The sequence below is a fragment of the Pirellulales bacterium genome, from assembly GCA_019694435.1.
Taxonomy (GTDB): domain Bacteria; phylum Planctomycetota; class Planctomycetia; order Pirellulales; family JAEUIK01; genus JAIBBZ01.
The window spans coordinates 350816-376975 of sequence record JAIBBZ010000001.1 but is presented as its reverse complement, the minus strand read 5'-3'; the positions used below and the strand labels follow the sequence as shown (position 1 = coordinate 376975).

Here is a 26160-nt window from a genome sequence, read left to right as displayed (position 1 = left end):
CAACGGCAGCGATCCGCGGCGAATTATTCGCTTCCCGTTATTCATCGCGTTACAATCAGCCGCGCAGGTCAAGACCTCGCTCGGCGAATGTAATGGTTCTGACGCCGGTCTTTGCACTCACGAGGAATTGATTCATGTGGATCATACTCTGGGGCTTGATATTGGTGTTCGCGCTGTTTGCAGTTGTTTACTTTCGGCGGCGAACATACTTGATTCAATACCTGTTCTTCGTCCGTTATCCGTTGCTCGCCGGGGCGTTCTTGGTCTTACTTCCCTGGGTAGGACCAAAGCTTGTGCCCACCATGCTGTCCAATATCTTCGTCATGGGCTGGATCGGCACGATCACCGTCACGTTCGTAACATGCCTGACGATTTGGTCGATCATGTACGTCTTCTGGTTGACGTGGAAATCAGTGCCTTATCGGTGCGGACTCGGCTTCTATCGCGAGCCAGGAAGCACTGGTTCCGTTATGCAAGCGATGCAGAGCGCGCCGACAGGTCAGGTCTCTGCAGCGACAGCGGGAGCTGTGCTGATTCTGGTTGCGGATCGGATGGCAATCTTTGCCTTGCTCTTGGGGGTGCCCTTAGCGATCCGCATTGTGTTCCATGCCGACGGTCCGGCTTACTACAACGTCCTCGCGATCTTTGCCGGGGTTGCTCTGGCCTGGTTCGTCCGGTGGCTCACGGCATTTCTAGCGGCAGTACGCAGACGGGCCAGGGGGACGTCGGCTGTGGTCGCCACACCACCCCCTGCTCGCGTCTGGCAATTGGATTACTTCCTTGAGGGGTTGCCCCCTGAGCTGCGAGGCGCCCATCATCGCGCCTTGCGCTATCTGTGGGTTGCGCTCGGCGTTTACTTCCTCTTGGGGTTTCTCGCTTGGCCCAATTTGCCGGATTTGTTTGCAGCCGATTTCCTGAGTGTCTGGCTGAGAGACCCAGCCAGGATCCCGGCGTTAGCAATTCTTCTGGCGGTGGTCATGTTGTTTGTGTGGTTGATGGGCGCTTTGGCGTTCCTCGTGGACCGCGAACGGATCCCCTTGATACCGGGTCTCATCGTGGTGCTGCTGTTATGGCAATGGCTCTGGCCGACGAACCATGAGTTTCGTGTAACGCCATGGACGAAAATCGCGCTCCCCAAAGACTCGACGGAGCTGCTCGACCAGTGGTGCCGGTCGCGTCCAGGTAAGCCGCTCGCTGCTATTGCCTGTAGTGGCGGGGGCATTCGCGCCTCTCTCTGGACAGCACAGGTGTTGTCGGGTTTAGAAAGCGTTCCCGGCTTCCACCAGGACGTGGCCATCGTGAGCAGCGTCTCGGGAGGTTCGTTGGGCGCGTTCTACTACCTAGATGGTTTTGCCGGGATGACAACTTGCGCCGGCCGAGACCGGCTCGTGGAGGTTGCCGGTAAGTCAAGTCTCATGGCATCGGTGTGGGGTATGTGCTACCCCGACCTGGTGCGCATCGCTACGGGAAGCATGCTGAATCCGTACGATCGAGGCTGGGCTCAAGAACGGGCGTGGTCGCAGAATGCCGTCGCACCGGACGTAACCTTTGCCACCTGGAGCGAGGCCTTGTCGAAGAACGAATTGCCGCTGCCGATCTTTAACGCGACCTTGCACGAAACGGGACAGCGACTGCTTGCCTCCCCGGCGCGGTTGCCGGTCAACGACCCGCGTGTCTCGGGCCGCCGCGATTTGTTCACCTATGTTCCTGGCTTCCAATTCGACATGCCCATCCTGACGGCGGTGCGGCTGTCGGCGAGCTTTCCATTTATCTCGCCGCTGACTCGACCGGGTGTACCCGACAAATATCAGCGGTTTGCCCCGCACGCGGCGGATGGGGGCTATTACGACAACTCCGGGCTGATGAGCTGTCTAACCGCGCTGGACGACTACTTGAGAAGCAACGCTCCTTCGAAGCCCAAGCGACTTGCCATCATCGAAATCCGGGCGTCGGCACCTGCTGATACTGCAGGAGGCTCGCTGTCGCAACCCACGGGCATCTGGGACAACCTCACAGGCCCGCTGGTCACCATGTTTAATGTCGAGGACAACTCCCAGGTGGCAAGAACCGCCTGGGAAATGAGCCTGGTGCTCGATCAGTGGACGCAGCGGAAATATTGCCAGGAGTGCGAGCATTTCCTCTTCCACTTGAGCGCCGGTCTGCCTCTTTCCTGGCATTTGACCGAGGCCGAGCGGAACGAGATCCGCGAACACTGGCCCACGGTGCCGATTCCCAAGGTTCAGGAAACGGATCCCAAACACGAAAACAAAGTCAATGCGCGACGCGCGAACCAGCGGGAATTGGCCAGGCTTACGGAGTTCTTGCAGCGCCCTTGAGCAACGCGAATTTCTGAGTACGTCCGAGCGCATTCCGTAGCGATTCCGATGCCGGCTTCAACCGCTGGAACAGAACTCGCGTCAGCACGACTCTCTCGACCCGCCGTCGCGGTTTGCTTTCCTGCGACACGTGCTCTTTCGCCGTGACTTGTTGACTAGGGTCGGTCGCACCACGTCATCGATTGCGACAAGAATCGCTACTATGGCGCTCCCGGCGACCGATCTACTCCATTCGCCGCCGGATCGTTAGCGGCGCGGCGCCTCCGGCGGGTGGGCGGTAAGTTGATCGCGATTTCGGGCCGGTACGAGGCCGCGGGCGACGAGCGTTTCGACGATGCGTCGGACGACGGGGCCGGTGGCTTGTCCGCCGTCGCCGGCGTGTTCGAGTACGACGACGATTGCGACGCGCGGCTTTTCGGCGGGGACCAGTCCGGCGAACCAGGCATGATCGTCGCGGCTGCCGCCGACTTCGGCGGTGCCCGTCTTTCCGGCGATGCTGGCCGGGGCATCGGCCAACGTGGCGTGGGCCGTACCCGACGGCTCGTTCACCGCGGCCCGCAGACCTTCGTTCAAGGCGCCGAGCGCGTGGGCATCGAGCTCGGCGATCTGGTGCGACTCGCTCGTGGCGTCCGCCTCGATGGTTTCGCGCACGTCGTCGCGGCTAGCGGAAGTGTCGGCAAAGCTGATCCCTTGCCCACGCACCAGGTGCGGTTCGACGAGCCGTCCGCCGTTGGCGATCGCGGCCATCATCCGGGCCACGGCCAGCGGCGTGACGGCCAGCGTGCTTTGGCCGATGGCCAGCGCCGCGGTGTCGGCGGAAGACCAGCCCGTCGCGCGGCCCGGGGCCCCCAACTCCGGACGAGGCACCTGGCCTGCGGCCTCGTCGGGCAGGTCGATTCCAGTCGGGCTCGCGAGCCCGAAGCGCCGAGCCCAATCGGCCAGGTTGTCGGGATCGAGGCCGCGGGCATGATGGAAGAAATAGGTGTTGCAGCTTTGACCGAGCGCGGCGGTGAGATCGGTCGGCCCATGCCCCACGCCGCGGCGCACGAAGATGGCGCAGCGCTGCCGGTCGGGGCGTTCGAGATAGCCCTGGCAGTCGAACAATCGCCGCGGGTCGAACTCGGGTTCGCTGAGCAGTGCCGCGGCGGTGACCAGCTTGAAGACCGAACCCGGCGGGATGGCCATCTGCGTGGCCCGATTCACGAGCGGCGCCCGCGGATCGTCGAGCAGCGCCTGGGCCTGGCCCGCGTGCGGTTCGTTAAAGATTGCCGGATCGAAGCGCGGCGCCGTGGCCAGGGCCAGGACGGCGCCGCTGCGCACGTCGAGCACGACGGCCGCGCCGCCCGAGGGAGGAGGAGGTGCGGCGGCGAACTGATCGCGGCGCGCGAGCGCCGCGTCGAGCAGCCGCTCGCAGTTGCGCTGCAACGTCAGATCGAGCGAGAGCACGACGTCTTGGCCGGGTTGCATCGATTCGAGCTCGACGACTTCGAGCACGCGGCCGGTCGAATCGGTGCGTTCGAGTCGCAAGCCGTCGTGACCGCGCAAGGTGGCGTCGTACGCTTGTTCCAGACCAGTCCGTTGAGAATCGCCGGCCAGGCCGACGACGTGCGGCGCCGTACTGCCGGCCGGGTAGCGGCGGCGCCGTTGCTCGACGATCTCGACGCCGGGCCAGCGCTGGGGATGAGCCTCGATCTCGGCCAGGACGTCGATACCAACCTGGGGGACGACCACGTGCGCATCGAGTTCTTCGGCGACGACCAGCGTGTCCCAATCGGCCAGGGGGTGCCGCGGCTGGCCCCCGAGCCACTGGCTAACGCGGACCGGCCAGGCGTCGCTTTGTTCGGGTTGCTCGACGGTTTCGAGCCAGCGCCGGCGGCGGCGCTCGCGTACGCTCGCGGCGATGCGCTCGACGCGCGCCTGGATGGCGCCGGTCGATTCTTGCCAATGGGCGAGCGACACGCCGGCCAGCGCGGCCAGGCGTTGATGCAGGTCGTCCAGCATTGCGGTTTGGCGCGCCATTTCAGCGGCGATCTCGGCCGGGTCACGCCGCCGCGCGGCGGGCAAGGCGCGGCGCGCCTGCGAGCGGAGCCAGGCCGGATGCGGCGGGCGTTGCAAGTAGCGATAGTGCACGGCCAATGCCCGGCGCGGTACGTCTTCGGCCAGCACCAAACCTTCGCGACTGAGGATGCGGCCGCGCGGCGCCGGCACGACGATGCGGCGCTCCAGCGGCCGTGCGGCCTCGGTGCGGTAGCGGTCGCCGTAACTCCACTCCAACTGCGCGCGCCGCGCGAAGAGGGCCAACAGCCCGAGCAGAAACAGCCCGTAGAGTGCCCACAATCGCTTGCGCGGATCGACGGCCGCGTCGTGCGCGACGGCGCGCGGTGCGAGCAGTCGGTGCTGTACGAGGCGGAAGGACATAAGGCCTGCGAACGGGGCTTTGCACTCAGCGGGATAGCGGACTTCGCAGCACGGCAAAGTGCGGCGCGGGCTGCCGGTCGGCGCCCATCCACGAGGCGATCAGCGTGCAAGGCAGGGTGAGCCCGGCCGTGTAAAGACCGTTGACCAGGGGCGCGTACCAGGTCGCCGGGAGCGACGGAGCCAGTCCCACGATGCCGGCCAGCGCGACCCAGGTGTCGACGGCCAGCGCGGCCAGGCCCACCGTCGCGCAGAGGCATATCGGATGTCGCTGCCAACGCCCGGGCGGCAGCAGTTCCATCGCTGCCACGACGAGCATCAATCCCCCGGTTCGCACACCAAGGATTCCCCCGGCGTTCAAATCGGCCGCCAGGCCAACCAGGCCCGCCACGAGCCAGGCCGGGCGCAAGCGACCGAGCTGCATGGCCAGAATGGCGACCAGCACAAACACGCTCGGCGCGACGTCGCCGACCGACCAGGCGCGGTCCAGCGCCACTTCGAGCACCGCGGCCAGGTAGATGCCGACGAACAGGAAGAGCCAACGCAGGGCGATCATCGTTGCACCGCTCCCGGTTCGCCGCCTTGGGCCGCCAGACGCGCGGGATTCGCAGCGGACGTCACCACGGCGAGGTCCGTGGTCGAGATCAAGGCCGCGTCGGGCCGTGCCCAGATTCGCCAATGCGGTTCGTCGGCCGCGCGCTCGACGCGCGTCACTTCGCCGCAACGCGGTGGCTCGGGCCAGACGCCTTGTAGCGCGGCGCTATATACGCCATCGCCCACGCTGACGGCCGCGCTGGTGTCGACCTGAACGACTCGGGCCTCGGGCTCGCCGGTGCCTTGCCACACGCCCGAGACGACGCCTGCGGCCGGCGCGCGTCCGCGCGGCACGAGCCAGACGACGTCGCGGTAGGCCGCGTCGCAAACGTGACGGGCAACGCTCGTTTCGGGTCCGACTTCGCAGAGCTGGCCCCAAACGACCGTTCCGGCCAGGGCCAGATGGCCCGGGGAGAGACCGCTGGAGGCTCCTTGATCGACTGTGGCGCGCCACTTTGTCGCGCCGGTGGTCAGCAAGAGTCCGCCGGCGGTCGGCAGCTCGCGGCTGCCGACGTCGCAAAGCAGCGTCCGTCGCAGCGAGTCGCACGCCAGGGGACCGAGCACGCGCGCCGGCAGCGCGCGCGGCAGCAGCAGCGATGCAGCGGCTGGATCGTCGGCCGCGCCGCTTGGGGCGGCGCGGGCGATGCGTGCCCGCAGTTCGAGGTTTTCCCGCAAGAGCGCGGAGGATTGGGCCTCGAGTGCTGCGATCCGTGCGGCCGTTTGGCCGCGCTCGACGAGCCGGTTGGCCAGCGACGCAGTCTGTTCGCGCACGTTGGCGGCGACGACCCAACCGGGATGCATCGCGGTGCGCCACGCTTGGCGCAGCGGTACGACCGAGGCCTCGGGAAGCCACGCCAGCGCGGTCGCGGCCAGCGCCAGGCCGACCGCAACGAGCCGCTCGCGCGCTAGCCCGTCACGCGGCATGATCGCTCGACTCCAGCACACCGCGCCAGGCGGGCAGGTCTTCGAGACAGGCCAACGCGCCGCGGACCACGGTCGTGAGCGGCTCGACGACGACGCGCGTGGGCAAGCCCATCTGGTCGCCGAGGAAGCGATCGATGTTGCGCAGCAGCGCCCCGCCGCCGCACAGCGTGAGCCCGTGATCGACCAGGTCGGCGGCCAGCTCGGGCGGCGTCTGGTCGAGCGTGGCGCGCAGGCAATCGACGATTTGCGCGAGCGGCTCGGCGAGCGCTTGGCGGACCTCTTCGCTGGTGATCGTGGCTTTGCGCGGCAACCCACTGACGGCGTCGACTCCGCGAACCTCGTCGACCAGTTCTTCGATTAAAGGGGCGGCGCTGCCGATCTCGATGCGCAGCCGTTCGGCCTCGGCGGGGCCGATCCGCAAGCTGTAAGATCGCCGCAGATGATCGACAACGGCCTGGTCCATGCGATCGCCGCCGACGCGAATCGAGGTGCTCGCCACGACGTCGCCCAGACTGACCACGGCCGCTTCGGTCGTCCCGCCACCGATGTCACAGATCAGGCTGGCCACCGGTTCGGCCACGGGCAGCCCGGCGCCGATCGCTGCGGCCAGGGCCTCGGGCACCAGGAGCACGCTGCGCGCGCCGGCGCGATGCAAGCTGCTGTAGACGGCGCGCTTTTCGACGGGCGTGCTCGAACCGGGAACGGCCACCAGCACGCGCGGGCGCAGCGACCAGCCGCCGCGGCGCACCTTTTCCAGCAGGCAGCGCAACATCGATTCGCACAACGCATAGTCGCGAATCGCGCCGTCGGCCAGCGGCCGGACGACTTGAATGGCGGTCGACGTGCGGCCGAACATTTGACGAGCGAGATGCCCCACGGCGCTGCCGCGGGCAAGCACACCCTGGCCCGTCTCGGCCACGGCGACGATCGAGGGCTCGTCGACGACGATCCCTTCGCCGGGTACACCCAAGAGGGTGTTGGCGGTGCCCAAGTCGAGCGCGACGTCGGGCGCGAATCGTCCTAAGATTCCGGGGAGCATCCTTGCCGACCGGGTTGGAACACAGGTTGTCGAGCGTACCGGACCCGTTGCCCGGCCGCGTGTCAGGCGTTCGGCGACGATAGCCCCAGGGTGGCGGCCAGGACGTACGTGGCCGGCGCGTCGAGCTGGCTATACTTCGTCGACGGGTAGTTGGACCACTCCAGGTACAACATCAGGCAGCCGATCAACAGCGCCAAAAACGCGATGATCAACAGCACGTCGTAAATGTTGGCCTTGACGCGGGGCTTGGCGGCCGGCGCGATGCGGCTCTCAGCGGAGTCGGGTGGCAACGCGGTCTTCCTTTTCGATCACGCCTTTGCGGAACTCGGGGATGATCTTGGCGACCGACTTGTCGGGCGCGGTACGGATCACCTCGATGCGTCCCAGGTATTTGCTCACGTCCGGGCCGAGCCGGTACACCTCGAGCTGATTGCCGCGGCGGATGCCGTCGTCCGAGCCGAGCGAGATTTCGACCATGCCGTCCGAGCTGCTGGCCAGGACGACGCCGTCGACCTTGGGCGGCTGGCCGTCGGTCGGCTCGAATTCGTCGAGGTCGTGCAGTTCGAGCACGGTCTTCATCCGCGCGGTCTGCTCGGTCAGTTGCAGGTTGCGCTCGTTGACGCGTGACAGCTCCGTTTGGGCCTGGTTCAACTCGTCGGTCAGCTTGACGACTTGCTGAAAGTTTTCTTCTTTTTCGGTTTGCGTCTGGCGGATCGACTGCCGCAGCGCGTCGACCTCACCGCGCAAGGCAGCCAGCGATTGTTGCGTGGTTTCCATCGCGGCGACGGCGCGGCGCTCGCCCTCGACCAGTTGGTCCTCTTTCTGCTGCAGCCCGCGGACCTGCTGGAGGATCTGTTCCTTTTCGGTCTCGAGCTTGGCGACCGCCTCGCGGCGTGCGGCCAGCTCGCTGTCGAGTTGCTCGGTCAGGTTGGCCAGTTGCTGGGTGAGCTGCTGCTTGTCGGTGTTGGCCGCTTGCAGCTCGCTTTGGGTCTTCTTGACTTGTACGTACCAATTCTGATGGGTGGCGTATACGCCAACCGCGAAGGCCATGAAGATCAGGCTCATGACCAGGATCAGAATGACGAAGACCTTGCCGAGAAGATTCATCGCGCCTCACCTTACCGCCCTGCGGCCACCCTCTTGATCGGGAGAGGAAGTCTCGCGGGACGTGGACCTGTCTGTCTGTTCCAAGCTGCCCAGCTTCTACACCGGGCGACCTATTTCAGGATAATCGCTGACTGCGCGCCATGCGTCGTTTGGCGCTGTGGTTGCTTGGCATTGCCACGCTGGACTGGTGCGAACCGCTGCAACCCGCGACCGGCCGATCGAGAACCTGCCTGGGCAGATCCCGGTCCGGGGCATCAGCAAAGTCCCCAAACTGTTTCCCAATAGGAAGATACAGCCGCGCAGCGACCGGTTTAGTATAAGTCGGCTGCAGAAGCTGTGTCAATTATCCAGAGCGCCAACTCGAGAATCTGCGCGGCTTGGAAAACATGCGCGGCCGCACAAGCCGTTTCTTGGGTGCTGACGACAGGATCAACCCGCAGAATCGTCTTGATCAGCAGGGCTGATTGAGCAACGCCCGAGCACGTTGCCGGTCGCTATACCGGGCTTGTAAGCCGCCGAGCATCAGGCCCACGCAAGCAAGCAGGCACAGCCCTGCAGGCCAGTCGCCGATGGCCAGATAGATGCTGGCGCGCCCGTCGAGCGGGACCTCGGTCACGATGGTGCCCGTCGCACGGCGTGGACCGCGCGCGACCACCCGGCCCGATGCGTCGATGTGCGCCGAGAAGCCGGTGTTGGCCGCGACGATCATCGGCTTGCGGCATTCCAAGGCTCGAAACGCCGCGCACATCAGGTGCAGATCCAATTCGCTCGAACCCCAGAACCAGCCGTCGTTGGTCAAGTTGACCAACAAGTCGGGCTCGTGGCCCTGCGAGCGCAGCGTGCGCACCTGCCGGGCAATCAAATGCGGGAGCACGTTTTCGTAGCAGATGCTCACGGCTGCCGTGGCGTTGCCCAACGGCACGGCGACCGGCTCACGGCCCGGCTCCAGCCCGCGCTTGAAGGGCGTCAGCTTGTAGATGCTGGGAAACGTCCGGCTCAGCGGGATGTACTCGTGGCTGAAGATGACCGGGTGCATCTTGTCGTATCGTGCCGCGATCTCGCCGCCGGGTTCGACCAGGATGGCCGAGTTGTACGAGTGCGTGACGCCGGGGCCAAAATCGAGCGTATCGACGCCCAGCAACATCGGCGTGCCGACGCTCGCGACCATGTTGCGCAGCCGGCGCTGCTGGCTGGCGGCCGCCTCTTCGAGTTCGGCAAACGTCCAATCGTCGCCGGGTTCGGGCGCGGCGTCGGGCGCATAGGTGAGCAGTGCCTCGCGATACATCGTCTCGGGCCAGATCACCGCGTCGAGCTTGCTGCGCTCCTCTACGGCCCGGTAGGTCAAGTCGAGATACTCGCGATGGACGCGCTCGGCCTGGTTCGGGTCCCATTTCAATTCGGTGTCGATCGAACCTTGGATGATGGCCACCGTCGGGCCAGGGCGCGTGGCGACATTCGCTGTGCGCCAGTAGCCGTAGCCCAACGTGGTGCCCACCGCGACGGCGGCCATCGCCAAGGGCACCAGTCCTGCGCGGCGCGGCAACGCCGTGACGGCCACGGTCAAACAAGCGGCGACGAAGATCAGCAATCCGCTCACGGCATAGCCGCCCGCCAGGTCGGCGATCTGGATCAGTTCGATCCAGCGCCATTGCGTGTGTCCCCATTGGGCCATCGAAAAGCCGGTGAGAAAGTGGCTGCGAAACAGTTCGAGACCTACCCAGACAACGGGCGCCGCGATCACCAGCGGCACGCGCCAGCGATGCACGGCGCTACGCGCGAGGGCGACGAAGCCCGGCAGGTAGAACGCCAGGTAGGCCGACATGGCAAACCAGCCGACGACGGTGGCCGGGTGCGGCAGCCGCAAGAAATGCAGCACCGCGAACCACCACAAGAACCCGCACAGCCACAACATCGCGTAGGGTCGTCGGCCCGTGAGTTGTGCTTGGGCGACGAGCAACAGCCAAGGGATCGGCGCGATCCAAGCGAGGGGCGCGAGCGCCGCCGGCGGCAGCGACAACGCCGCCAGCGCGCTGCCGGTCAGGCCCAGCACGGCCGTTGATCGCCAGGCGCCCGAGCGCCACCACGGCAGCGACCGCGCCGAGGCGCGAGTTTCGCTCGTATGCGGAGTCGATTGATGCACGAGTGAGCGCTGGCGACGGCCAGCGCGCGGCAAAAGAGTCGTCGTCATGGGTCACCTCCGTGCGACCGCGAAAGAGTCGATGCTCTGCTGCGTAGCGTACCCGACCGGCGGCTCCAAAGCCCAGGTGGCTTGCGGCGCGACACGGGGCGCGTCACAGCCGTTGCACCGACACCATCTGGCCGGGCTGATAGCTGCAATCGCCCGATGGAAAATGAATCAGCGCGTCGGCCGCGGCGAGCGTGCGCAGATCGGCCGAGCCTTGCCAGCGCAGCGGCTCGACGGCCGAGCCTGACGTCCCTTCGACGTAGCGTCCCGGGTGGTAGGTGGGCCGCTCGCCCCGGTGCGTGAAGGCGGCGGCCAGGGGGCGCGACTCGACGGGCGCGCCGGCCAAGACGCCGCCTGCCAACCGGGCCAGCGCCGGCCGGACGAACAGCTCGTAGCAGACCAAGGAACTCACGGGATTGCCCGGCAGACCAAACACCAGCCGCGCGCCGCGGGAATGGGCCTGGGTGCCGAACCAGACTGGCTTGCCGGGCTTGAGATTGACCTTATGGAACACGCAGGCCACGCCGAGTTCGGCCAGCACGGCGGGCACCAGGTCGAGCACGCCGGCCGAGACCCCGCCCGAGAGCACCAGCACGTCGGCCGCTTCGAGGCCGGCCCCGATGCGCGTGCGCAAATCGTCGCGCGTGTCGCGCGCGATGCCCAGCTCGAGGACATCGGCGCCGGCGCGTCGCGCGGCGGCGGCCAAGAGCGGCCCGTTGCTGTTGCGAATCTGGCCCGCCGCCGGCACCCGGCCCGGCTCGACCAGCTCATCGCCGGTCGACAGGATGGCAACCTTCGGCGCGGGCACCACGCGCACGGTCGTGCGGCCGACCTCGGCGAGCAGGCCCAATTCGATCGGCCGCAACACGGCGCCCGGCATGAGCACGACGTCGCCGGCGCGCATCGACCGGCCGCGCGTCATGATGTTCTGGCCCGGGGCGACTTTCGCGTCGACGATGTCGACCAGCGAAGTGCCGTCGGCGGCCAGTCGAGTTTGCGTGCGCTCGATCATGACCATCGCATCGGCGCCCGGCGGCATCGGGGCGCCGGTCATCACGCGCGTGGCCGCGCCGGGACAAACGGCGCAAGTCGGCACTTGTCCGGCGGTGACTTCTTCCAACACGCGCAGCTCGGCGCGGCCACTGCTCAGGTCCGACGCGACCACGGCGTAACCGTCGACCAGTGCCTTGTCGTGCGGCGGCGAGTCGACGTCGCTGGCGATCGTCTCGGCCAGGACCAGACCGAGGGCAGCACCGCAGGCCCGCTCGACCGCGGCCCGCGGCACGACGTGCTGGGCAAGGCGGGCCAGGGCTTCATCGACGGAGAGCATGGAGCGCTCGGGGCACCGTGTTTTCTCTATTCAGCCCGCAGCGCGAGGAAATTGCGCAGGATGTCGATGCCGCGCGGGGTGAGGAAGCTTTCCGGGTGGAACTGCACGCCGTGCAGGGGAAAGCGGCGATGGCGCACGGCCATGATCTCGCGGCCGCCGTCGGGCGCCGCGGCCCAGGCACATTCCTCGAAGTCGTCGCGGAGCGTACCCGGCCGGATGACCAGGCTGTGATAGCGCGTGGCGACCAGCGGGCTTTCGATGCCGGCGAAGATACCCCGGCCGTCGTGCTCAATCTGGTCGGTCTTGCCGTGCATCAATTGCTTGGCACGGACGATTTCGGCCCCGAATGCCTGGCCGATGGCCTGGTGCCCGAGGCACACACCAAGAATGGGCAGTTTGCCGGCCAGCCGTTCGATGGCCGCACAGGAAATGCCGGCCTCGCTCGGCGTGCAGGGACCGGGCGAAACGATCAGATGCGTGGGCCGCTCGCGTTCGATGTCGGCAACGGTCAATTGATCGTTGCGGACGACGCGCAGATCGATTCGCGGATCGATCTCGCCCAACCGCTGCACGAGGTTGTAGGTGAACGAGTCGTAGTTGTCGATGAGCAGGATCACGCGCGCGATTCCGCGACGGCGGGTGCTTCAAGAGCGAGTCGGCCCGCCTTTCCGACGTGACACCGCCAGCGCGGCGAGGGTTCAGGCACTCGGCAGTCGTGCTTCCTGGGCCAGCAAGTCGAGAAACTTGGTGGCCTGCACGTAATCCGACGATTTGTAGGTGCGGAGGTTCTTTTTCAAGATCGAGCGCAGCGAGGCCAGCGCGTCCTGGGCCGACAGGTACAAGTCGCCGTCGAGCTGCCCATAGGTGGCGCGGTGGTTGAACAATTGATCGAGGCGGGTGCGCGGCTCGTCGAAATCGGACGCCGCGAGCAAGGCCGGCCATTGAATTTGGCCAGTGTGCGGGTCGATCTGGCTCGGGGCAGCGCGGGGCGGAGCTTCGTGTTCGGCCGTCTCGGCGCTCGCCGAACGCACCTTGCGGCGATCGCGCTCGGCATCGCGCGCTTCTTGATTGACCCGGCGCATTTCGAAATAGGTCTGCGTCGCCTTGAGCCGGTTGTCGAGCTCGGCGCTGCGGGCGTCGGCATAGTTCTGCGCGGCTTCGGAATTCATCATGTTGGCCGCCCCGGCCGCCGCGACCAGCGCGCCCATCCCGCGGGCATAGCCTTCGCCGGCCGTCGAGGAGAAATTGCCCTGGCGGAAGTACCACTGGGCAGCGGCCGGCTGTGCCAGACCCACGAACACCAGGAAGACGAGCAAACGGCAGGCGCCAGGGAACGCAGAGGATGGCATCATCGCGGGGCCCGAATGAAAGCGGAGTTACTTGCCGCGTGCTACTCGTGGGCAGCCACGCGGCCGACTATACTTCAGGATTCCTGGACAGCTGGTCGATCGAAACGGCCAGAGCGTCCGGGGGGCTTCTATTGTTATCTCCGACGACCTCTCTGGGTATCCCCAATGCGATCGGTTTTCCGCTTGTGGATGATGGCCGGTGGCCTTGCCGTTTTGATCCTGTTTGCGGCCGGCGTGGCCCCACTGGCCCCCGTCGCGTTCGCGCAAGATCCGGCGAACCTGATCAAGCAGCTCGGCTCGGCCAACCAGGCCGCACGGCTGGCGGCCCTCGACGCCCTGGGCAAGCTGGCGGCGAAGCCGGCCACGGCTCGTGCGGCGATCGAAAAGTCGCTTGCCCATAGCGACCCGGTGACGCGCGCTCGCGCCGCGCATACCTTGGCGGCGTTCGGCGTGCGGGCCAAGGAAAGCGTGGCCGCCGTGATGAAAATGCTCTCGGGCGACGCCGATCCGCTGGCCCGAGCCGCGGCGGCGCGGTGTCTGGGTTCGATCGGCGACAAGCAAGGGCCGGAAGTCGACGCCCTGCTGCAGGCGATCACCGACAAGGACCCGCGCGTCCGACGGGCCGCGGTGGCCTCGGTGCGGCAATTAGCGCCCGGCCCTGACCGGACGCTGCCCAAATTCGTGCAGGTGCTCGAAGACGCTGACCCGGGCGCCGTCGTAGCGGCGTTGGTGACGATCTCCGACTTCGGTGCGGCGGCCGTGCCGCCGATGATCAATGCGCTCGCCAATCCGAAGTCGCGTTACTGGGCATTGCTGGTGTTGAACGACATCGGCCCCGCGGCGAAAGACGCGGCCAAGCCGATCGAGGCGCTGTTGTCCGACGAACAGCCGGAGATGCGGTTGCAGGCGGCGCTGGCGTTGGGCGCGATCGGTCCCGACGCCGAAGGCGCCGCGTCGGCGCTCATCGCGACGGCCAAGGACGAGCAGGCCGGCGTGCGTTATGCCGTGGCCTATGCCCTGGGACGGCTGGGCGATCCGGCGGCCAAGGACGCGCTGGCCGAGCTGCAATCGGCCGACGATCCGATGCAAAAAATGCTCGCCACCTGGGCCCTGTCGCAAATCGAACCGGAAAACGCCGAGCTGCGCAAACAATCGCTCGCGGCCTTGAGCGAAGGCATTTCTTCGCCCGATGCGATGGTGCGTCGGGCCGCGGCGCATGGCCTGGGTGACGAAAAATTGCCGGCGGATGAAGTCGTGCCGCTGCTGATCAAGGCGCTGGCCGACAAGGAAAGCTCGGTGGCGCAGACGGCGGCCGAGGCGCTGCTGCGGTTTGGCGCGGCGGCCGTCGAGCCGCTCGCCCACGAGCTGGCCAATGCCGAGCAACGTCCGGAAGCGTCCTTTCTGCTTTCGCGGATGGGCGAAGCGGCCCAGCCGGCCTGCGGCGCGCTGCTCGACGCGTTCCAGGCGGAAACCGATCCCGAGGTGCAGCGGTTGACGTTGTTGGCCCTGGCCGCGGCGGGCTGCCGCGACGCTGCGGCGGTGCCCGTGCTGGTCAAAGCGTTGCGTAGCGAGCAGCCGCGCGTGCAGCGCAGCGCGACCTATGTGCTGGGCAAGATGGGTCCTGTGGCCAAGAGTGCGCTGGCCAATATCCAGGGCAACTTGAACAGCGACGACCCGGACTTGCGGCTGGTCAGCGTTTGGGCGTGCCTGCAAATCGCCCCGCAAGACAAGACGCTGGTGGCGCAGGCGGTGCCGCAGTTGATCAAGGCGCTGCGGCATGAACTCGACCAGGCGCGCATCGAAGCGGCCACGGCGCTGGGCAACCTCGGCGCGGCGGCGCAAACCGCGCTGCCGGCCTTGCGCGAGATGCTGACCTACGAAGGGCCGGCCGTGCGCGCGGCGGTCGAAGAAGCGATCAAGAAGATCGAAGGGGCGGGCAAGAAATAGGCCGCCTTCCAGGGGTCTGCTCCAGCGTCGTCCGCGGCGCAAAAATCGCCGCCAAGGTGCGGCCGCCGCAGGGGGTTGCGCGCGGCGCCGGCGATTGTGAATCTCGCCCAAAAACGGTACATTGACGGGCGATCGTGGAAGGGCAAAAACCGGGATCTGCGCCATGCCCGGCGCTTGCCCGGCAGGGAGGCGCGGGTTGCTCGTTGCAGGGCAATGCTTCTTTCCGCCAGGCGGCCTTCCGGTCGATCTTCACGCGGGCCGGTGGATCGTCTGCGGGGATCGGACAACCGTGTCCCCGCGGGCAAACGCCTCGCGCCGGCGGCGATTTGATCAGGCGGTAATCGGGCAAGTCGCGGTGTTCAATTGAGGTAGTACGTTGGCCGACGAGAATGAAGAGCTGACCCCGGGGGACGAGGGTGCGCCGGACGGGACATCGAGCGAGCCGTTGCCCGGTGGGCGGATCGAAGACCTGTCGATCGAAGACGAGCTCAAGAACAGCTACCTGACGTACGCGATGAGCGTGATCGTCAGCCGCGCGCTGCCCGATGTGCGCGATGGCCTGAAGCCGTCGCAGCGACGGATTCTGGTCGCGATGAACGACTTGAGTCTCACGCCCGGCTCCAAGCGGATCAAGTGCGCCAAAATCTCGGGCGACACGAGCGGCAACTATCACCCCCACGGCGAGGCGGTGATTTACCCGACCTTGGTGCGCATGGCCCAGGAATGGAACATGCGCTACGTGCTGGTCGACAAACAGGGGAACTTCGGCTCGATCGCGGGCCTGCCGCCGGCGGCCATGCGATATACCGAAGCGCGGATGAGCCAGTTCGCCGCGCTGATGCTCGACGACCTGAAGCTCGACACGGTCGACTATATCCCGACCTACGACGAGCGGACGACCGAGCCGACGGTGCTGCCGTCGCGGTTTCCGAACCTGCTGGTCAACGGGGCCAACGGTATCGCCGTCGGCATGGCGACGTCGATTCCGCCGCATAACCTGACCGAGGTGGTCGATGCGCTGGTGCGCGTGATCGATCAGCCGGAAGTGTCGATCGACGAGTTGATGGAGATTATTCCCGGCCCCGACTTTCCCACCGGCGGCATCATCTGCGGCCGCAGCGGCATTCGCCGCGGCTATTACACGGGCCGCGGCTCGGTCGTGCTCCGGGCTCGTGCGCGGATCGAAGAATGGGGCAAAAACCGCCACCGGATTATCGTCAGCGAGATCCCGTTCCAACAGGCCCGCGACCGCGTCGAAGAGCGGATCGCCGAGCTGATCCAGGAAGACAAGATCAAGGGCATCTCGAATCTGCGGAACGAGAGCGACCTGAAAGAGCCGGTCCGGTTGGTGCTCGAGCTGAAGCGCGAGGCGGACCCGGAGATCGTGCTCAACCAGCTCTACGAATTCTCGCCGCTGCAAGACACGTTCTCGCTGATTCTGCTGGCCTTGGTCGACGGCAAGCCGCGGACGCTGAGCATCAAGGGGCTCTTGGAAGAGTTCCTGCGGCATCGCGTCGTGGTGATCCGCCGCCGCACGCAGTTCTTGCTCACCAAGGCCCGGCAGCGCAAGCACACCGTCGAAGGCCTGTTGCTGGCGCATGTGAATATCGACGAGATCATCCGGCTGATCCGGACCTCGTCGAGCCAGGCCGAGGCCAAGGCGCGGTTGATGGGCGTCGAATGCCCGGGGGCCTTGATGCGGCGAGCGCTGGGCGAAGCCGGCTATGCCGTGTTCATTGCCGAGCGCGGCGAGCGCGAAACCTATACGCTCACCGCCGTGCAGGCCGACGCGATTCTACGGATGACACTGGGCCAGTTGGTCAATCTCGAGCAGGAGAAGCTGGCCAACGAATATCAAAAGCTGCTCGACGAGATCGCCGAATACCAGCGGATCTTGTCGAACGAGGCCAACATCAAGACCGTGATCCGCGACGAGCTGCTCGAGATTCGCCGGCGGTACGGCGACGCGCGGCGCACCGAGATCAGCGGCGAGGAGATCGGGTCGATCGACCTCGAGGACCTGATCACCGAAGAGAACATGGTGGTGACGATCAGTCACCGCGGCTACATCAAGCGCACCCCGTCGAGCACCTACCGCGCCCAGCGACGCGGCGGCAAGGGTATGAAGGGTGCCAAGGCCGAGGAAGAAGATCCGATCCAGCACCTGTTCGTGGCCAGCACCCACGACTATCTGCTGTTCTTTACCAACCGCGGCAAGGTCTATTGGCAAAAGGTCTACGACCTGCCCCAGTTGGCGCGCGACAGCCGCGGTCGGGCCCTGGTCAACCTGCTGCAGTTCACCGAGGGTGAGCGCGTGACCGAATGCATCGCGGTCCGCGATTTCAAGGAGCCGGGCGCGTACCTGGTCATGGCCACGCGCGCCGGGCAGGTGAAAAAGACTCCGCTGGCGGATTACGGCCGGCCGATGCGCGGCGGCATCATCGCCATCAAGCTGCGCGAGGACGACGAACTGGTCGACGTGGCCGTCACGCGGCCGGGCGACGAGGTCGTGCTGTCGACCGCGGCGGGCATGGCCATCCGCTTCAACGAGGCCGATGCCCGCCCGATGGGCCGCAACACTAGCGGCGTGCGCGGCATCTCGCTGGCCGGCGGAGATCAGCTGGTCGGCATGGTCGTGGCCGATCCCGAGACGACGCTGCTGACGGTCTGCACCCTGGGCTACGGCAAGCGCACCCCGTTCGGTCCAAATTCGCCGTGGTCGGGCGGCGAAACCGAGGAAGAAACCGGCGACACCGCCACGGCGGAACCGGTTGCCGAGCCGGCGACCGATGCCGAAGACGGCGCCGACGAGGCGTCGAGCGGGCAGCGCTACCGCGCGCAGCGCCGCGGCGGCAAGGGCCTGCGCGACATCAAGACCACCACGCGCAACGGGCCCGTCGTAGGCATCGTCGCTGTCAGCGACGACGACGAATTGTTGATGATCACGGCCCGCGGTAAGATCCAACGCATCAAGGCCAGCGACGTGAGCGTGATCGGCCGCAATACGCAAGGCGTGCGGATCATGAGTCTCGACGAGGGGGACACGCTCGCGGCGGTCGTGCGCGTGCCGGCCGAAGAGCGCGACGCGGATGCCGGTGAGATCGACGCCGGACCAGCGGACGACGAAGGCGCGCCGGCTGGGGGCGCGCCGGACGAGGGCGAGTCCGGTCCGGTCGCCGAAAGCTGAGCTGTATTCGCAGCACCCTGAGAGGATGCAACTGTCCGCATGGCTCGTCGTGCGCTAATCACCGGGATCACCGGCCAGGACGGTTCATACCTGGCGTCGTTCCTGCTTGAAAAGGACTACGAAGTCCACGGCATGGTGCGACGCTCAAGCACCGAAAATTTCGAACGCATCGCGCCGATTCGCGAACAGATCCACCTGCACCAAGGGGACCTGATCGACCAGCAATCGCTGGTCCGGGCTCTGGAGCAATCGCAGCCCGACGAGGTGTACAACCTGGCCGCGCAAAGCTTCGTGGCCACGAGCTGGGAACAGCCGCTGCTGACCGGCGAAGTGACCGCGCTGGGCGTCACGCGGATGCTCGAGGCCATTCGCGACGTGAATCCGCAGATCAAGTTCTACCAGGCGTCGAGCAGCGAGATGTTCGGCCGGGTGCAGGAAGAACCGCAGACCGAAAAGACGCCGTTCTGGCCGCGCAGCCCCTACGGCGTGGCCAAGGTCTACGGCCATTGGATCACGGTCAACTACCGCGAGAGCTACGGCCTGTTCGCCTGTTCCGGCATCCTGTTCAACCACGAGTCGCCCCAGCGCGGCAAAGAGTTCGTCACGCGCAAGGTGACCGACGCCGTGGCCCGGATCAAGCTCGGCGTGCAGCATAAGCTGAAGCTCGGCAATCTCGACGCGCAGCGCGACTGGGGTTATGCCGGCGACTACGTGCAGGCCATGTGGTTGATGCTCCAGCAAGCACGGCCCGAGGATTACGTGATCGCCACCGGGCAGAAGCACACGGTTCGCAACCTGGTCGAGCTGGCCTGTGCCGAAGTCGATCTGGACCCGGGCACGATCGTCGAGATCGATCCGGCGCTGTTGCGCCCGGCCGAGGTGAACACGTTGTGCGGTGACGCCACGAAGGCCCGTGAGCAGTTGGGCTGGTCGCCGCAGGTGTCGTTTCCAGAGCTCGTGAAAATGATGGTCGAGGCCGACCTGGAGCGCGTGCGCAAAGAATTGGCCGGGGCGCGGCTCTGAGGCCGTCAAGCCGCGGCGGCTGGCACATGCGTGGCTGGCATATGGGCGGCTAGCGAGGGGCGCTGTCAAGACCCGACCACAGCCGTGCACGGCAGGCGATGAATCGCATGCGAGCATTTATCACCGGCATCTCGGGGTTTGCCGGAGGCCATCTGGCCGAACATCTGCTCGCCTGTGGCGACGAAGTGTGGGGTAGTTCACGCTCGGGCGATTGGCCGGCAGAGTTTCTGGCCGGGGTGACGAGCCGTGCGCGACTACTGGCCTGGGATCTGGCGCGTGCCGACGGGCTGACGGCCGCGGCTCAGCAAGCGCTGGCCGAGTTCGCGCCGCAGGTGATCTATCATCTGGCGGCGATCAGCGTGCCGTCCCAGTGCGGTCAGGCCGAGCCGACCGAAACGGCCTGGGTCACGAACGTCGCCGGCACGCAACAGGTCGTGCAGCTGGCGGCCGCGCTGCCCGGGCGGCCGCGGTTGTTGTTTGTGAGCACCAGCCACGTTTACCGGCCGCGCGACTCGGCCGCCGACGGTCCGTTCACCGAGAGCTGGCCGACCGAACCGCGCAACGCATATGGCAAGACCAAGCTCGCGGCCGAGGCCCAGGTCCGCGCGGCGATCGAGGGCCAAGGGCTCACGGCCGTGATCATCCGCGCGTTCCAGCACACCGGGCCGCGGCAGGGGCGCGAAATGATGCTCGTGCAATGGGCCTGGCAGCTCGCCGCGCCCTCGGGCGCGGCTGTCGAAGTAATCAATCGTGATACCTGGATCGATTTGAGCGATGTGCGCGACGTGGTCCGCGCCTACCGGCTGCTCGCCGAACGGGGCCAGCCGGGCGAAACCTATAATGTGGGATCGGGACGTGCCGTGCGGACGGGCGACGTGCTGGCGCTAGTCGAACAAGTTGCCGGCCGCCGGCGACCGATCGTGGAACTGCGGCCGGGTGCGAAATACGATCCCGTTGCCAACATCGACCGGCTGCAAGCCGCGACGGGTTGGACTCCGCGGATCTCGCTCGAGCAAACCGTGGCCGACACGTGGGAAGACTGCCGCGCGCGGGCAGCGCTGGCAAAGTAGCTGTCGGCGATCGAGGGGAAGGAGAGCTGGTTGATGCAGATCACCATGGTGGGGACGGGCTACGTGGGGCTGGTGACCGGTACGTGCTTTGCCGAAACCGGCAACGACGTGACGTGCGTCGATATCGACCAGGCCAAGGTCGAGATGCTGCGCCAGGGCCAGGTACCGATCTACGAGCCGGGACTCGCCGAGCTGGTCGGCCGCAATGCCAAGCTCGGACGTTTGCACTTCACCACCGATCTGGCAGCCGCCACGCGCGGGGCCGATCTGCTGTTCTTGGCCGTCGGCACGCCGTCGGCCGACGACGGTTCGGCCGACTTGCGCAATCTCTGGGCGGTGGTCGACACGATGGCTCCGCACCTGCGGCCCGAGGCGATCGTGGTGATCAAGAGCACGGTCCCCGTCGGCACGAACGCGGCCGTCTACTCGCGGCTGCGAGAGCTCACGGGGCGCGATTGCGACGTGGCCAGCAATCCCGAATTCCTGAAGGAAGGCGCGGCGATCGACGATTGCATGAAGCCCGACCGCGTCGTGATCGGCGCGCGCCGCCCTGAGGTGGCCGACCGGCTGCGCGAGCTCTACGCGCCGTTTCTGCGGACCGAAAAGCCGCTCTTGGACATGCGGCCCGAGAGTGCTGAAATGACCAAGTACGTGGCCAACGCCATGCTGGCCACGAAGATCAGCTTCATCAACGAGATGGCCAACCTGTGCGAACGGATGGGGGCCGACGTCAACGACGTCCGCCGCGGCATCGGTCACGATCAGCGGATCGGCTTCGCCTTCTTGTTCCCGGGCGTGGGCTACGGCGGCAGCTGCTTTCCGAAGGACGTGCGCGCGCTCCAGGCGATGGCCACGCAGCACGGCATCGAGCCGCGCGTGCTGCGCGCCGTCGAACAGGTGAACCAGCATCAAAAACGCGTGCTGCTCGACAAAGTCGCGGCGCATTTCGGCGGTCAGCTGGCGGGCCGCAAGATCGCCATCTGGGGCCTGGCCTTCAAGCCCCAAACCGACGACATCCGCGAGGCGCCGGCATTGGTGCTGATCGACGGGCTGCTCGCGGCCGGCGCGAAATTGCACGTCCACGATCCCGAGGCCCTGGCCAACGTGCGGGCCCTCTACGGCAATCGGCTCGACTTTGCCGAGTCGCCGTACGACGCGGTGCCGGGGGCTGACGCCTTGTGCATTTGCACCGAATGGAAGCAGTTTCAGCACGTCGATTTCGCGCGGCTGAAAGCCGAAATGCGCGGCGCGGTGATCTTCGACGGCCGCAACCTCTACCAGGGCCCGCGACTGCAAGAGGCGGGCTTTACCTATCACAGCATCGGGCGGCGGACGGTTTCGCCGGAGCGTTAACCATATTGCGGCGCGCGCTCCGCGCTATTCGCCCTGGCCGAGCGAATAGCCGGGCTGGCCGTCGAAATCGTAGAGATGCTCGGTCTTGACGAAGTCGAACCCGGCGGCGTGCAGGCGCTCGAGCAGCGCGAGAATCTGCAGCGGCGTGACGGGCGAACGGCCGTCGTGGGCCATGAACCGGCAGCGCCAGTGGTCGGTGCAGAACGACTCGCGCAGGTCGCTGGGATAGACCAGCACGCCGCGGTTGGTGATCATCTTCAACCGCAGTTCGCTTCCGGCAAAACCGCCGACGCGCTCGCCGAGCACCTGCGGAGCACGGCCGGCTTCGTCCCAATCGAGAAACACGTCGACGCCGACGAGCTGCTTCTTCGGCTTGGCGCGCGGTACCGCCGGCGCGGAGGCCGCGGGCGGACGAGGCACACTCCGGGCCGGCGGCAGCTTGAGCGGCTCTTGCCCCAAGCGTTCGATCACCGCCGCGGCGAATTCCTGCGTGCCGACGCGGCGCGTGCTGGTCTCCGGACGGAAGATGTCGGGCGTGTGCAGCCCGTCTTCGATCGTCCGCAGCCAGGCGTTCTTAATGCGCGCGGCCGTTTCGGTCTGGCCGACGTGGACCAGCAGCATGATGGCCCCATGCAGCAGGCCGGAGGGGTTGGCAATGTCCTTGCCGGCGATCATCGGGGCCGAACCGTGAATCGCCTCGAACATGGCAAAATCGGCGCCCACGTTGGCCGAGCCCGACATGCCCACCGAGCCGGCCACTTGCGCGGCAACGTCCGACAGGATGTCGCCGTACAGGTTGGGAGTCACGATCACGTCGAACCGCTCGGGCATATCGGCCACGAGCGCCGTGCCGATATCGATGATCAGGTGTTCGTGCTCAAACTCGGGATACTCGGCAATCAGCTGTTCGAAGGTCCTTTGAAACAGGCCGTCGGTGAGCTTCATGATGTTGCTCTTGGTGAAGCAGCTCACCTTGCGCCGGCCATGCTGCCGGGCATATTCGAACGCATAGCGGACGATCCGTTCGCAGCCCGGCTGCGAGATCAGCTTCAGGCACTGGGTCATTTCGGTCGTCTGGCGATGCTCGATCCCGGCGTAGGTGTCCTCCTCGTTCTCGCGGATGATCACCAGGTCCATCAGCGGATGGTGCGTGCGGACGTACGGGGCATACGACATGCAGGGCCGTACGTTGGCAAACAAGTTCAGCGCGGTGCGCGTCGTGACGTTCAGGCTCTTGTAGCCGCTGCCCAAGGGCGTGGTAATGGGCCCCTTGAGAAACAGCTTCGTGCGGCGGAGCGAATCCCAGGCCTCGGGCCCCATGCCCGAGCTCACGCCGCGCTGGTAGGTGGCCAGACCGACTTCGATCGTTTCGAAGGCCAGCGCAGCCTTCGCGGCGCGCAGCACATCGAGCGTGGCGGTCATGATTTCCGGGCCGATGCCATCGCCGTATGCGATCGTGATGGGCACCGGCCGTGTGGCGGAAGAACTTCCGTCGGCAGGCTCTGTCATTTCAGGTGGGTCCCGTGCGGAGGAACCACATTAGACTGCACGATGCGCCTTTGAGCAATCGGCCGCGCACGGAGGGCGCGGCGGCCGTAGGCGCCCCTCCGCGTGTCGCCTGGCAACAGTGACCTCAATCAAGGTCCAGATCGAAGTCGCTATTGAACGCGGCCTGCAGCATGCGCGCTTCGGCTTGTTCATGTGCCAAGAGCACACCGATCCAGTACTTGATGGCCTCGCCCAATTTCGGCCACGCTTTGGCGTTGACCTTTTGCGCCTTGGCGGTCAATTCAGTGAGCGAAGCGAGCAGCGCCTCGTGCTGGCGCATCAAGCATCGGGCCGTGCCCGCCATGTGCGGGGCCAGCGCGAGCGCTTCATCCATACAACCGTCCGATTCCTCGGCTTCGAAGTGTTCGCGCACTTCGGACCTCAGTTGGGCCAAAGCTGCGGCGATTTGCCGCGTGTCTTCCACCTGCCAATGGCTGGCGGCCGCGCGCTCCACGCCGGCACGAATCGCTCGGCATTGTGTCACCAAGGCACAGTGTTCCTCGCGCACCTTCTGCTCGAAGCAGGTGAGTTCTTCGTTGGTCATGGCTCATTCTCCCGGCCGCAGCGCCCCCAAACCTGCACTCCCGACTCCTACGGGCACCGCGTGCTCTGCTTTGGCCTTTGCTCCAACTCTCAATGTGCCGCAGAAACCATGCCGCGTCGAGAGTTCGCAACAGATGTTGATGAGCCTCACACAAATTGAAACGGCATATGGCTTGCTGATAACACGAATGGGGTACGCGCGTAACATGGAAGTTGTGTAAAGCGCGCAAATCGCATGTGGGAAAACCCTGACATGCATGCACTGATGCTGGAGGATTTGCGATGTCGCTCTTGCGATTTGATCCGACGACGTCCGATTGGGTGGTCTATGCCCCCTCGCGAGCGTTGCGCCCGCACGATCATCAGCCGGGCAAAGCGGCCACGCACGTCGAGCCGGCCAACTGCCCATTCTGCCCGGGCAACGAATCGCTGACCCCGCCGGAGATCTACACGCTGCCCGGCGACGCGAATTATCCCGGGCGTTGGCGCGTACGGGTGATGCCCAACAAATTTCCGGCGCTGCGCATCGAGGATCAGCCCGAACGGCAGCGCGACGGCGAGTTGTTCCACCACATGCCGGGCTGCGGCGCGCACGAGGTGGTGATCGAATCGCCGGACCACAACCTGGCTTTTCCGCAGCAGCCGGTCGAGCAGATCGAAGCGGTGCTCGGGGCATTGCAATTCCGTCATCGCGACTTGATGCGCGATCGGCGTTTTCAAACAGTCGTCATCTTCAAGAACCACGGCGTGCAAGCCGGTACGTCGCTGGCTCATCCGCACTGGCAATTGATCGCGACGCCGGTCGTGCCGCGCCTGCTGCGGTTGAAGATGTTCGAGGCCACCGAGTATTTCGACCGCATGGGCCGTTCGCTGTACGAGGTGATGCTCGAGCAGGAATTGGCCGCCGAGCGCCGCGTGCTGGTGACGAACGACGACTTCGTGGCGTTCTTACCCTATGCGTCGCACACGCCGTTTGAAACGTGGATTCTGCCCCGGCGGCGCGAGGCCACGTTCCTGGCGGTCGATGGCCCGCGCATGCACAATCTGGCGGCGCTCTTGAAGCGGGCGTTGCTCAAGCTGCACACGGCGCTCGACAATCCGGCCTACAACCTGACGATCGATTCGGCGCCGCGGGGCGACGAAGACGAAGAATATTTCAGCTGGCACATTCGCATCCTGCCGAGGCTGAGCACGCCCGCCGGCTTCGAGTTGGGCAGCGGCATGTCGATCAACACCGTGCTGCCGGAAGAGGCCGTGGCGTTCTTGACCGAGGTGGCCACGGCCAACGGGGTGGCCAAAACGCTCGCGGCGACGACGCCCGACGGATCGTGACGACGAGTTGCGACGAAGCGGCATGCGCAGCGCATCAGCAGCCGATCGCGCTGAGCGGGCAGATCAGCTCAGCGCGTGGCCAAACGAAATGATGCCGCCGCCGAACCACACGACCAGGCCCATGGTCCAGATGGTGAGCCGCACTAGGCGCAACCAGAGAGCCTCGGACCGTCCGGCGAATTGGATCAGCGCGGCCATGGCCAGGGCCGCACCACAGTAGGGCAGCAGCGCCAGCGAAAATTCCAGGCAGCAGCTTTGGCAGTTGCGGCTGATGGCTCCGGTCATCGGGCCGAGCACGGTCGCCGCCGTGGTCGCGACGATCTTGCCAGGGCTGCGATCCGCCTTGTCCAGTCCGACGCTGACGATGTACAGCGTCAGGCCCGTGAACAACAGCCACAGCGCGATCAACACCCGGAAATGCCAGCGCGAGAAATGGTTGGCAAAGTGCGACATGGTTTGGACCCCTGGGACGCGGCGCCGAACGACGCGCCGCTGGCTGGTGAAACGATTCGCGTACGGTTGCTCGACGGAACTCTGCCCGATGGAATTAGCGCTGGGTGGTTTGCCAGCGTTTCAGGCGATGCAGACCGATCGTAAACAATCGGGCAATGAAACGAGGATAACCTTTTTCACCAAGTTTTTCGATAATCAAGGCGCGCATTTCGTCGATCGTCATCTCGGGTTGCAGGAGCTTCCCGTGCTGATAGCAATAGCTGCAATATTCCGTGCTCCGGCTGCCGTCGTGCTCGGATCCACCCCGCTCGGGATCGACCTTCAGGGGCATCCCACAGCTTTGACACCTCGGGCTGGCGGCCATCGGGGGCACCTCAATCGACGGCAGATGCAAGCGATTTCCTCGCGCCGCACACCGACATGCT

Annotated in this window: 21 protein-coding genes; 7 read left to right on the top strand and 14 right to left on the bottom strand. The window is 66.0% G+C overall.

Features of this window, described 5'->3' with window-relative positions; all coding sequences use genetic code 11:
* Window positions 1-134 precede the first annotated feature (134 nt).
* Window positions 135-2336 (top strand): patatin-like phospholipase family protein, encoded by a 2202-nt coding sequence (locus tag K1X74_01495; GenBank protein ID MBX7164998.1) that lies wholly within the window; start codon window positions 135-137, stop codon window positions 2334-2336.
* A gap of 246 nt (window positions 2337-2582) precedes the next feature.
* On the opposite strand, the gene K1X74_01490 is transcribed toward K1X74_01495, so the two are convergent.
* The 10 genes from K1X74_01490 to K1X74_01445 all read right to left on the bottom strand — a co-directional run bounded on the left by K1X74_01490 (window position 2583) and on the right by K1X74_01445 (window position 13282).
* The gene (locus K1X74_01490; GenBank protein MBX7164997.1) at window positions 2583-4754 is read right to left on the bottom strand and encodes a hypothetical protein; all 2172 of its coding nucleotides are present in this window, start codon (window positions 4752-4754) and stop codon (window positions 2583-2585) included.
* A 25-nt stretch (window positions 4755-4779) separates the two neighbouring features.
* Window positions 4780-5307, bottom strand: a complete 528-nt coding sequence (locus K1X74_01485) for a hypothetical protein (GenBank protein ID MBX7164996.1) — start codon at window positions 5305-5307, stop codon at window positions 4780-4782.
* The gene (locus K1X74_01480; GenBank protein ID MBX7164995.1) at window positions 5304-6269 is read right to left on the bottom strand and encodes a hypothetical protein; all 966 of its coding nucleotides are present in this window, start codon (window positions 6267-6269) and stop codon (window positions 5304-5306) included. The genes K1X74_01485 and K1X74_01480 overlap by 4 nt, the downstream gene beginning before the upstream one ends.
* A complete protein-coding gene (locus K1X74_01475) occupies window positions 6259-7308 on the bottom strand; it encodes a rod shape-determining protein (protein MBX7164994.1) in 1050 nt (349 codons plus the stop codon). The genes K1X74_01480 and K1X74_01475 overlap by 11 nt, the downstream gene beginning before the upstream one ends.
* Before the next feature lie 62 nt (window positions 7309-7370).
* Window positions 7371-7598: a hypothetical protein gene (locus K1X74_01470; GenBank protein ID MBX7164993.1), complete on the bottom strand. Its 228-nt coding sequence runs from the start codon at window positions 7596-7598 to the stop codon at window positions 7371-7373.
* Window positions 7579-8415, bottom strand: coding sequence for a hypothetical protein (locus K1X74_01465; protein MBX7164992.1), 837 nt, complete (start codon window positions 8413-8415; stop codon window positions 7579-7581). Before K1X74_01465 ends, K1X74_01470 begins: the two co-directional genes overlap by 20 nt.
* Window positions 8416-8866: 451 nt before the next feature.
* Window positions 8867-10603 carry an apolipoprotein N-acyltransferase gene (lnt, locus tag K1X74_01460; GenBank protein ID MBX7164991.1) on the bottom strand — a complete coding sequence of 579 codons (1737 nt, stop codon included), beginning with the start codon at window positions 10601-10603 and terminating at the stop codon, window positions 8867-8869.
* 103 nt (window positions 10604-10706) lie between these two features.
* Entirely contained in the window at window positions 10707-11930 is a 1224-nt protein-coding gene (locus K1X74_01455; GenBank protein MBX7164990.1) for a molybdopterin molybdotransferase MoeA, read from the bottom strand.
* A gap of 26 nt (window positions 11931-11956) precedes the next feature.
* Window positions 11957-12547 carry an aminodeoxychorismate/anthranilate synthase component II gene (locus K1X74_01450; protein MBX7164989.1) on the bottom strand — a complete coding sequence of 197 codons (591 nt, stop codon included), beginning with the start codon at window positions 12545-12547 and terminating at the stop codon, window positions 11957-11959.
* Between the two features lie 81 nt (window positions 12548-12628).
* Window positions 12629-13282 (bottom strand): hypothetical protein, encoded by a 654-nt coding sequence (locus K1X74_01445; GenBank protein MBX7164988.1) that lies wholly within the window; start codon window positions 13280-13282, stop codon window positions 12629-12631.
* 162 nt (window positions 13283-13444) lie between these two features.
* Between K1X74_01445 and K1X74_01440 the strand changes: the two genes are divergently transcribed.
* The 5 genes from K1X74_01440 (at window position 13445) to K1X74_01420 (ending at window position 21859) form a co-directional block, all read left to right on the top strand.
* The gene (locus K1X74_01440) at window positions 13445-15226 is read left to right on the top strand and encodes a HEAT repeat domain-containing protein (protein MBX7164987.1); all 1782 of its coding nucleotides are present in this window, start codon (window positions 13445-13447) and stop codon (window positions 15224-15226) included.
* A 469-nt stretch (window positions 15227-15695) separates the two neighbouring features.
* Window positions 15696-18413 (top strand): DNA gyrase subunit A, encoded by a 2718-nt coding sequence (gene gyrA, locus K1X74_01435; protein ID MBX7164986.1) that lies wholly within the window; start codon window positions 15696-15698, stop codon window positions 18411-18413.
* A 39-nt stretch (window positions 18414-18452) separates the two neighbouring features.
* A complete protein-coding gene (gene gmd / locus K1X74_01430) occupies window positions 18453-19436 on the top strand; it encodes a GDP-mannose 4,6-dehydratase (protein MBX7164985.1) in 984 nt (327 codons plus the stop codon).
* Window positions 19437-19543: 107 nt separating this feature from the next.
* Window positions 19544-20506: an NAD(P)-dependent oxidoreductase gene (locus K1X74_01425; protein MBX7164984.1), complete on the top strand. Its 963-nt coding sequence runs from the start codon at window positions 19544-19546 to the stop codon at window positions 20504-20506.
* Between the two features lie 33 nt (window positions 20507-20539).
* On the top strand, window positions 20540-21859 hold the full coding sequence (locus K1X74_01420; GenBank protein MBX7164983.1) for a UDP-glucose/GDP-mannose dehydrogenase family protein: 1320 nt from the start codon (window positions 20540-20542) through the stop codon (window positions 21857-21859).
* A gap of 24 nt (window positions 21860-21883) precedes the next feature.
* On the opposite strand, the gene K1X74_01415 is transcribed toward K1X74_01420, so the two are convergent.
* Together K1X74_01415 and K1X74_01410 are read right to left on the bottom strand one after the other, a co-directional pair.
* Entirely contained in the window at window positions 21884-23368 is a 1485-nt protein-coding gene (locus K1X74_01415) for an NADP-dependent isocitrate dehydrogenase (protein MBX7164982.1), read from the bottom strand.
* Window positions 23369-23492: 124 nt separating this feature from the next.
* Complete coding sequence (locus tag K1X74_01410) at window positions 23493-23951, bottom strand: hypothetical protein (GenBank protein MBX7164981.1); 459 nt, start codon at window positions 23949-23951, stop codon at window positions 23493-23495.
* A 281-nt stretch (window positions 23952-24232) separates the two neighbouring features.
* Here K1X74_01410 and galT point away from each other — a divergent pair, with 281 nt between their 5' ends.
* Window positions 24233-25282, top strand: a complete 1050-nt coding sequence (galT, locus tag K1X74_01405; protein ID MBX7164980.1) for a galactose-1-phosphate uridylyltransferase — start codon at window positions 24233-24235, stop codon at window positions 25280-25282.
* Between the two features lie 63 nt (window positions 25283-25345).
* Here the strand turns inward: galT and K1X74_01400 are convergent, their stop codons facing one another.
* Together K1X74_01400 and K1X74_01395 are read right to left on the bottom strand one after the other, a co-directional pair.
* Window positions 25346-25735 carry a hypothetical protein gene (locus K1X74_01400; protein ID MBX7164979.1) on the bottom strand — a complete coding sequence of 130 codons (390 nt, stop codon included), beginning with the start codon at window positions 25733-25735 and terminating at the stop codon, window positions 25346-25348.
* A gap of 94 nt (window positions 25736-25829) precedes the next feature.
* On the bottom strand, window positions 25830-26129 hold the full coding sequence (locus K1X74_01395) for a zinc ribbon domain-containing protein (protein ID MBX7164978.1): 300 nt from the start codon (window positions 26127-26129) through the stop codon (window positions 25830-25832).
* Window positions 26130-26160 lie beyond the last annotated feature (31 nt).

Excerpts from the sequence above, each read along its gene's own strand:
- K1X74_01415 (MBX7164982.1), bottom strand. The coding sequence starts at position 23,368 with ATGACAGAGCCTGCCGACGGAAGTTCTTCCGCCACACGGCCGGTGCCC.
- K1X74_01400 (MBX7164979.1), bottom strand. The coding sequence starts at position 25,735 with ATGTCGCACTTTGCCAACCATTTCTCGCGCTGGCATTTCCGGGTGTTG.
- K1X74_01480 (MBX7164995.1), bottom strand. The coding sequence starts at position 6,269 with ATGCCGCGTGACGGGCTAGCGCGCGAGCGGCTCGTTGCGGTCGGCCTG.
- K1X74_01440 (MBX7164987.1), top strand. The coding sequence starts at position 13,445 with ATGCGATCGGTTTTCCGCTTGTGGATGATGGCCGGTGGCCTTGCCGTT.
- gmd (MBX7164985.1), top strand. The coding sequence starts at position 18,453 with ATGGCTCGTCGTGCGCTAATCACCGGGATCACCGGCCAGGACGGTTCA.
- K1X74_01420 (MBX7164983.1), top strand. The coding sequence starts at position 20,540 with ATGCAGATCACCATGGTGGGGACGGGCTACGTGGGGCTGGTGACCGGT.
- K1X74_01495 (MBX7164998.1), top strand. The coding sequence starts at position 135 with ATGTGGATCATACTCTGGGGCTTGATATTGGTGTTCGCGCTGTTTGCA.
- K1X74_01455 (MBX7164990.1), bottom strand. The coding sequence starts at position 11,930 with ATGCTCTCCGTCGATGAAGCCCTGGCCCGCCTTGCCCAGCACGTCGTG.
- K1X74_01425 (MBX7164984.1), top strand. The coding sequence starts at position 19,544 with ATGCGAGCATTTATCACCGGCATCTCGGGGTTTGCCGGAGGCCATCTG.
- lnt (MBX7164991.1), bottom strand. The coding sequence starts at position 10,603 with ATGACGACGACTCTTTTGCCGCGCGCTGGCCGTCGCCAGCGCTCACTC.
- K1X74_01475 (MBX7164994.1), bottom strand. The coding sequence starts at position 7,308 with ATGCTCCCCGGAATCTTAGGACGATTCGCGCCCGACGTCGCGCTCGAC.
- galT (MBX7164980.1), top strand. The coding sequence starts at position 24,233 with ATGTCGCTCTTGCGATTTGATCCGACGACGTCCGATTGGGTGGTCTAT.
- K1X74_01485 (MBX7164996.1), bottom strand. The coding sequence starts at position 5,307 with ATGATCGCCCTGCGTTGGCTCTTCCTGTTCGTCGGCATCTACCTGGCC.
- K1X74_01465 (MBX7164992.1), bottom strand. The coding sequence starts at position 8,415 with ATGAATCTTCTCGGCAAGGTCTTCGTCATTCTGATCCTGGTCATGAGC.
- K1X74_01410 (MBX7164981.1), bottom strand. The coding sequence starts at position 23,951 with ATGACCAACGAAGAACTCACCTGCTTCGAGCAGAAGGTGCGCGAGGAA.
- K1X74_01445 (MBX7164988.1), bottom strand. The coding sequence starts at position 13,282 with ATGATGCCATCCTCTGCGTTCCCTGGCGCCTGCCGTTTGCTCGTCTTC.
- K1X74_01490 (MBX7164997.1), bottom strand. The coding sequence starts at position 4,754 with ATGTCCTTCCGCCTCGTACAGCACCGACTGCTCGCACCGCGCGCCGTC.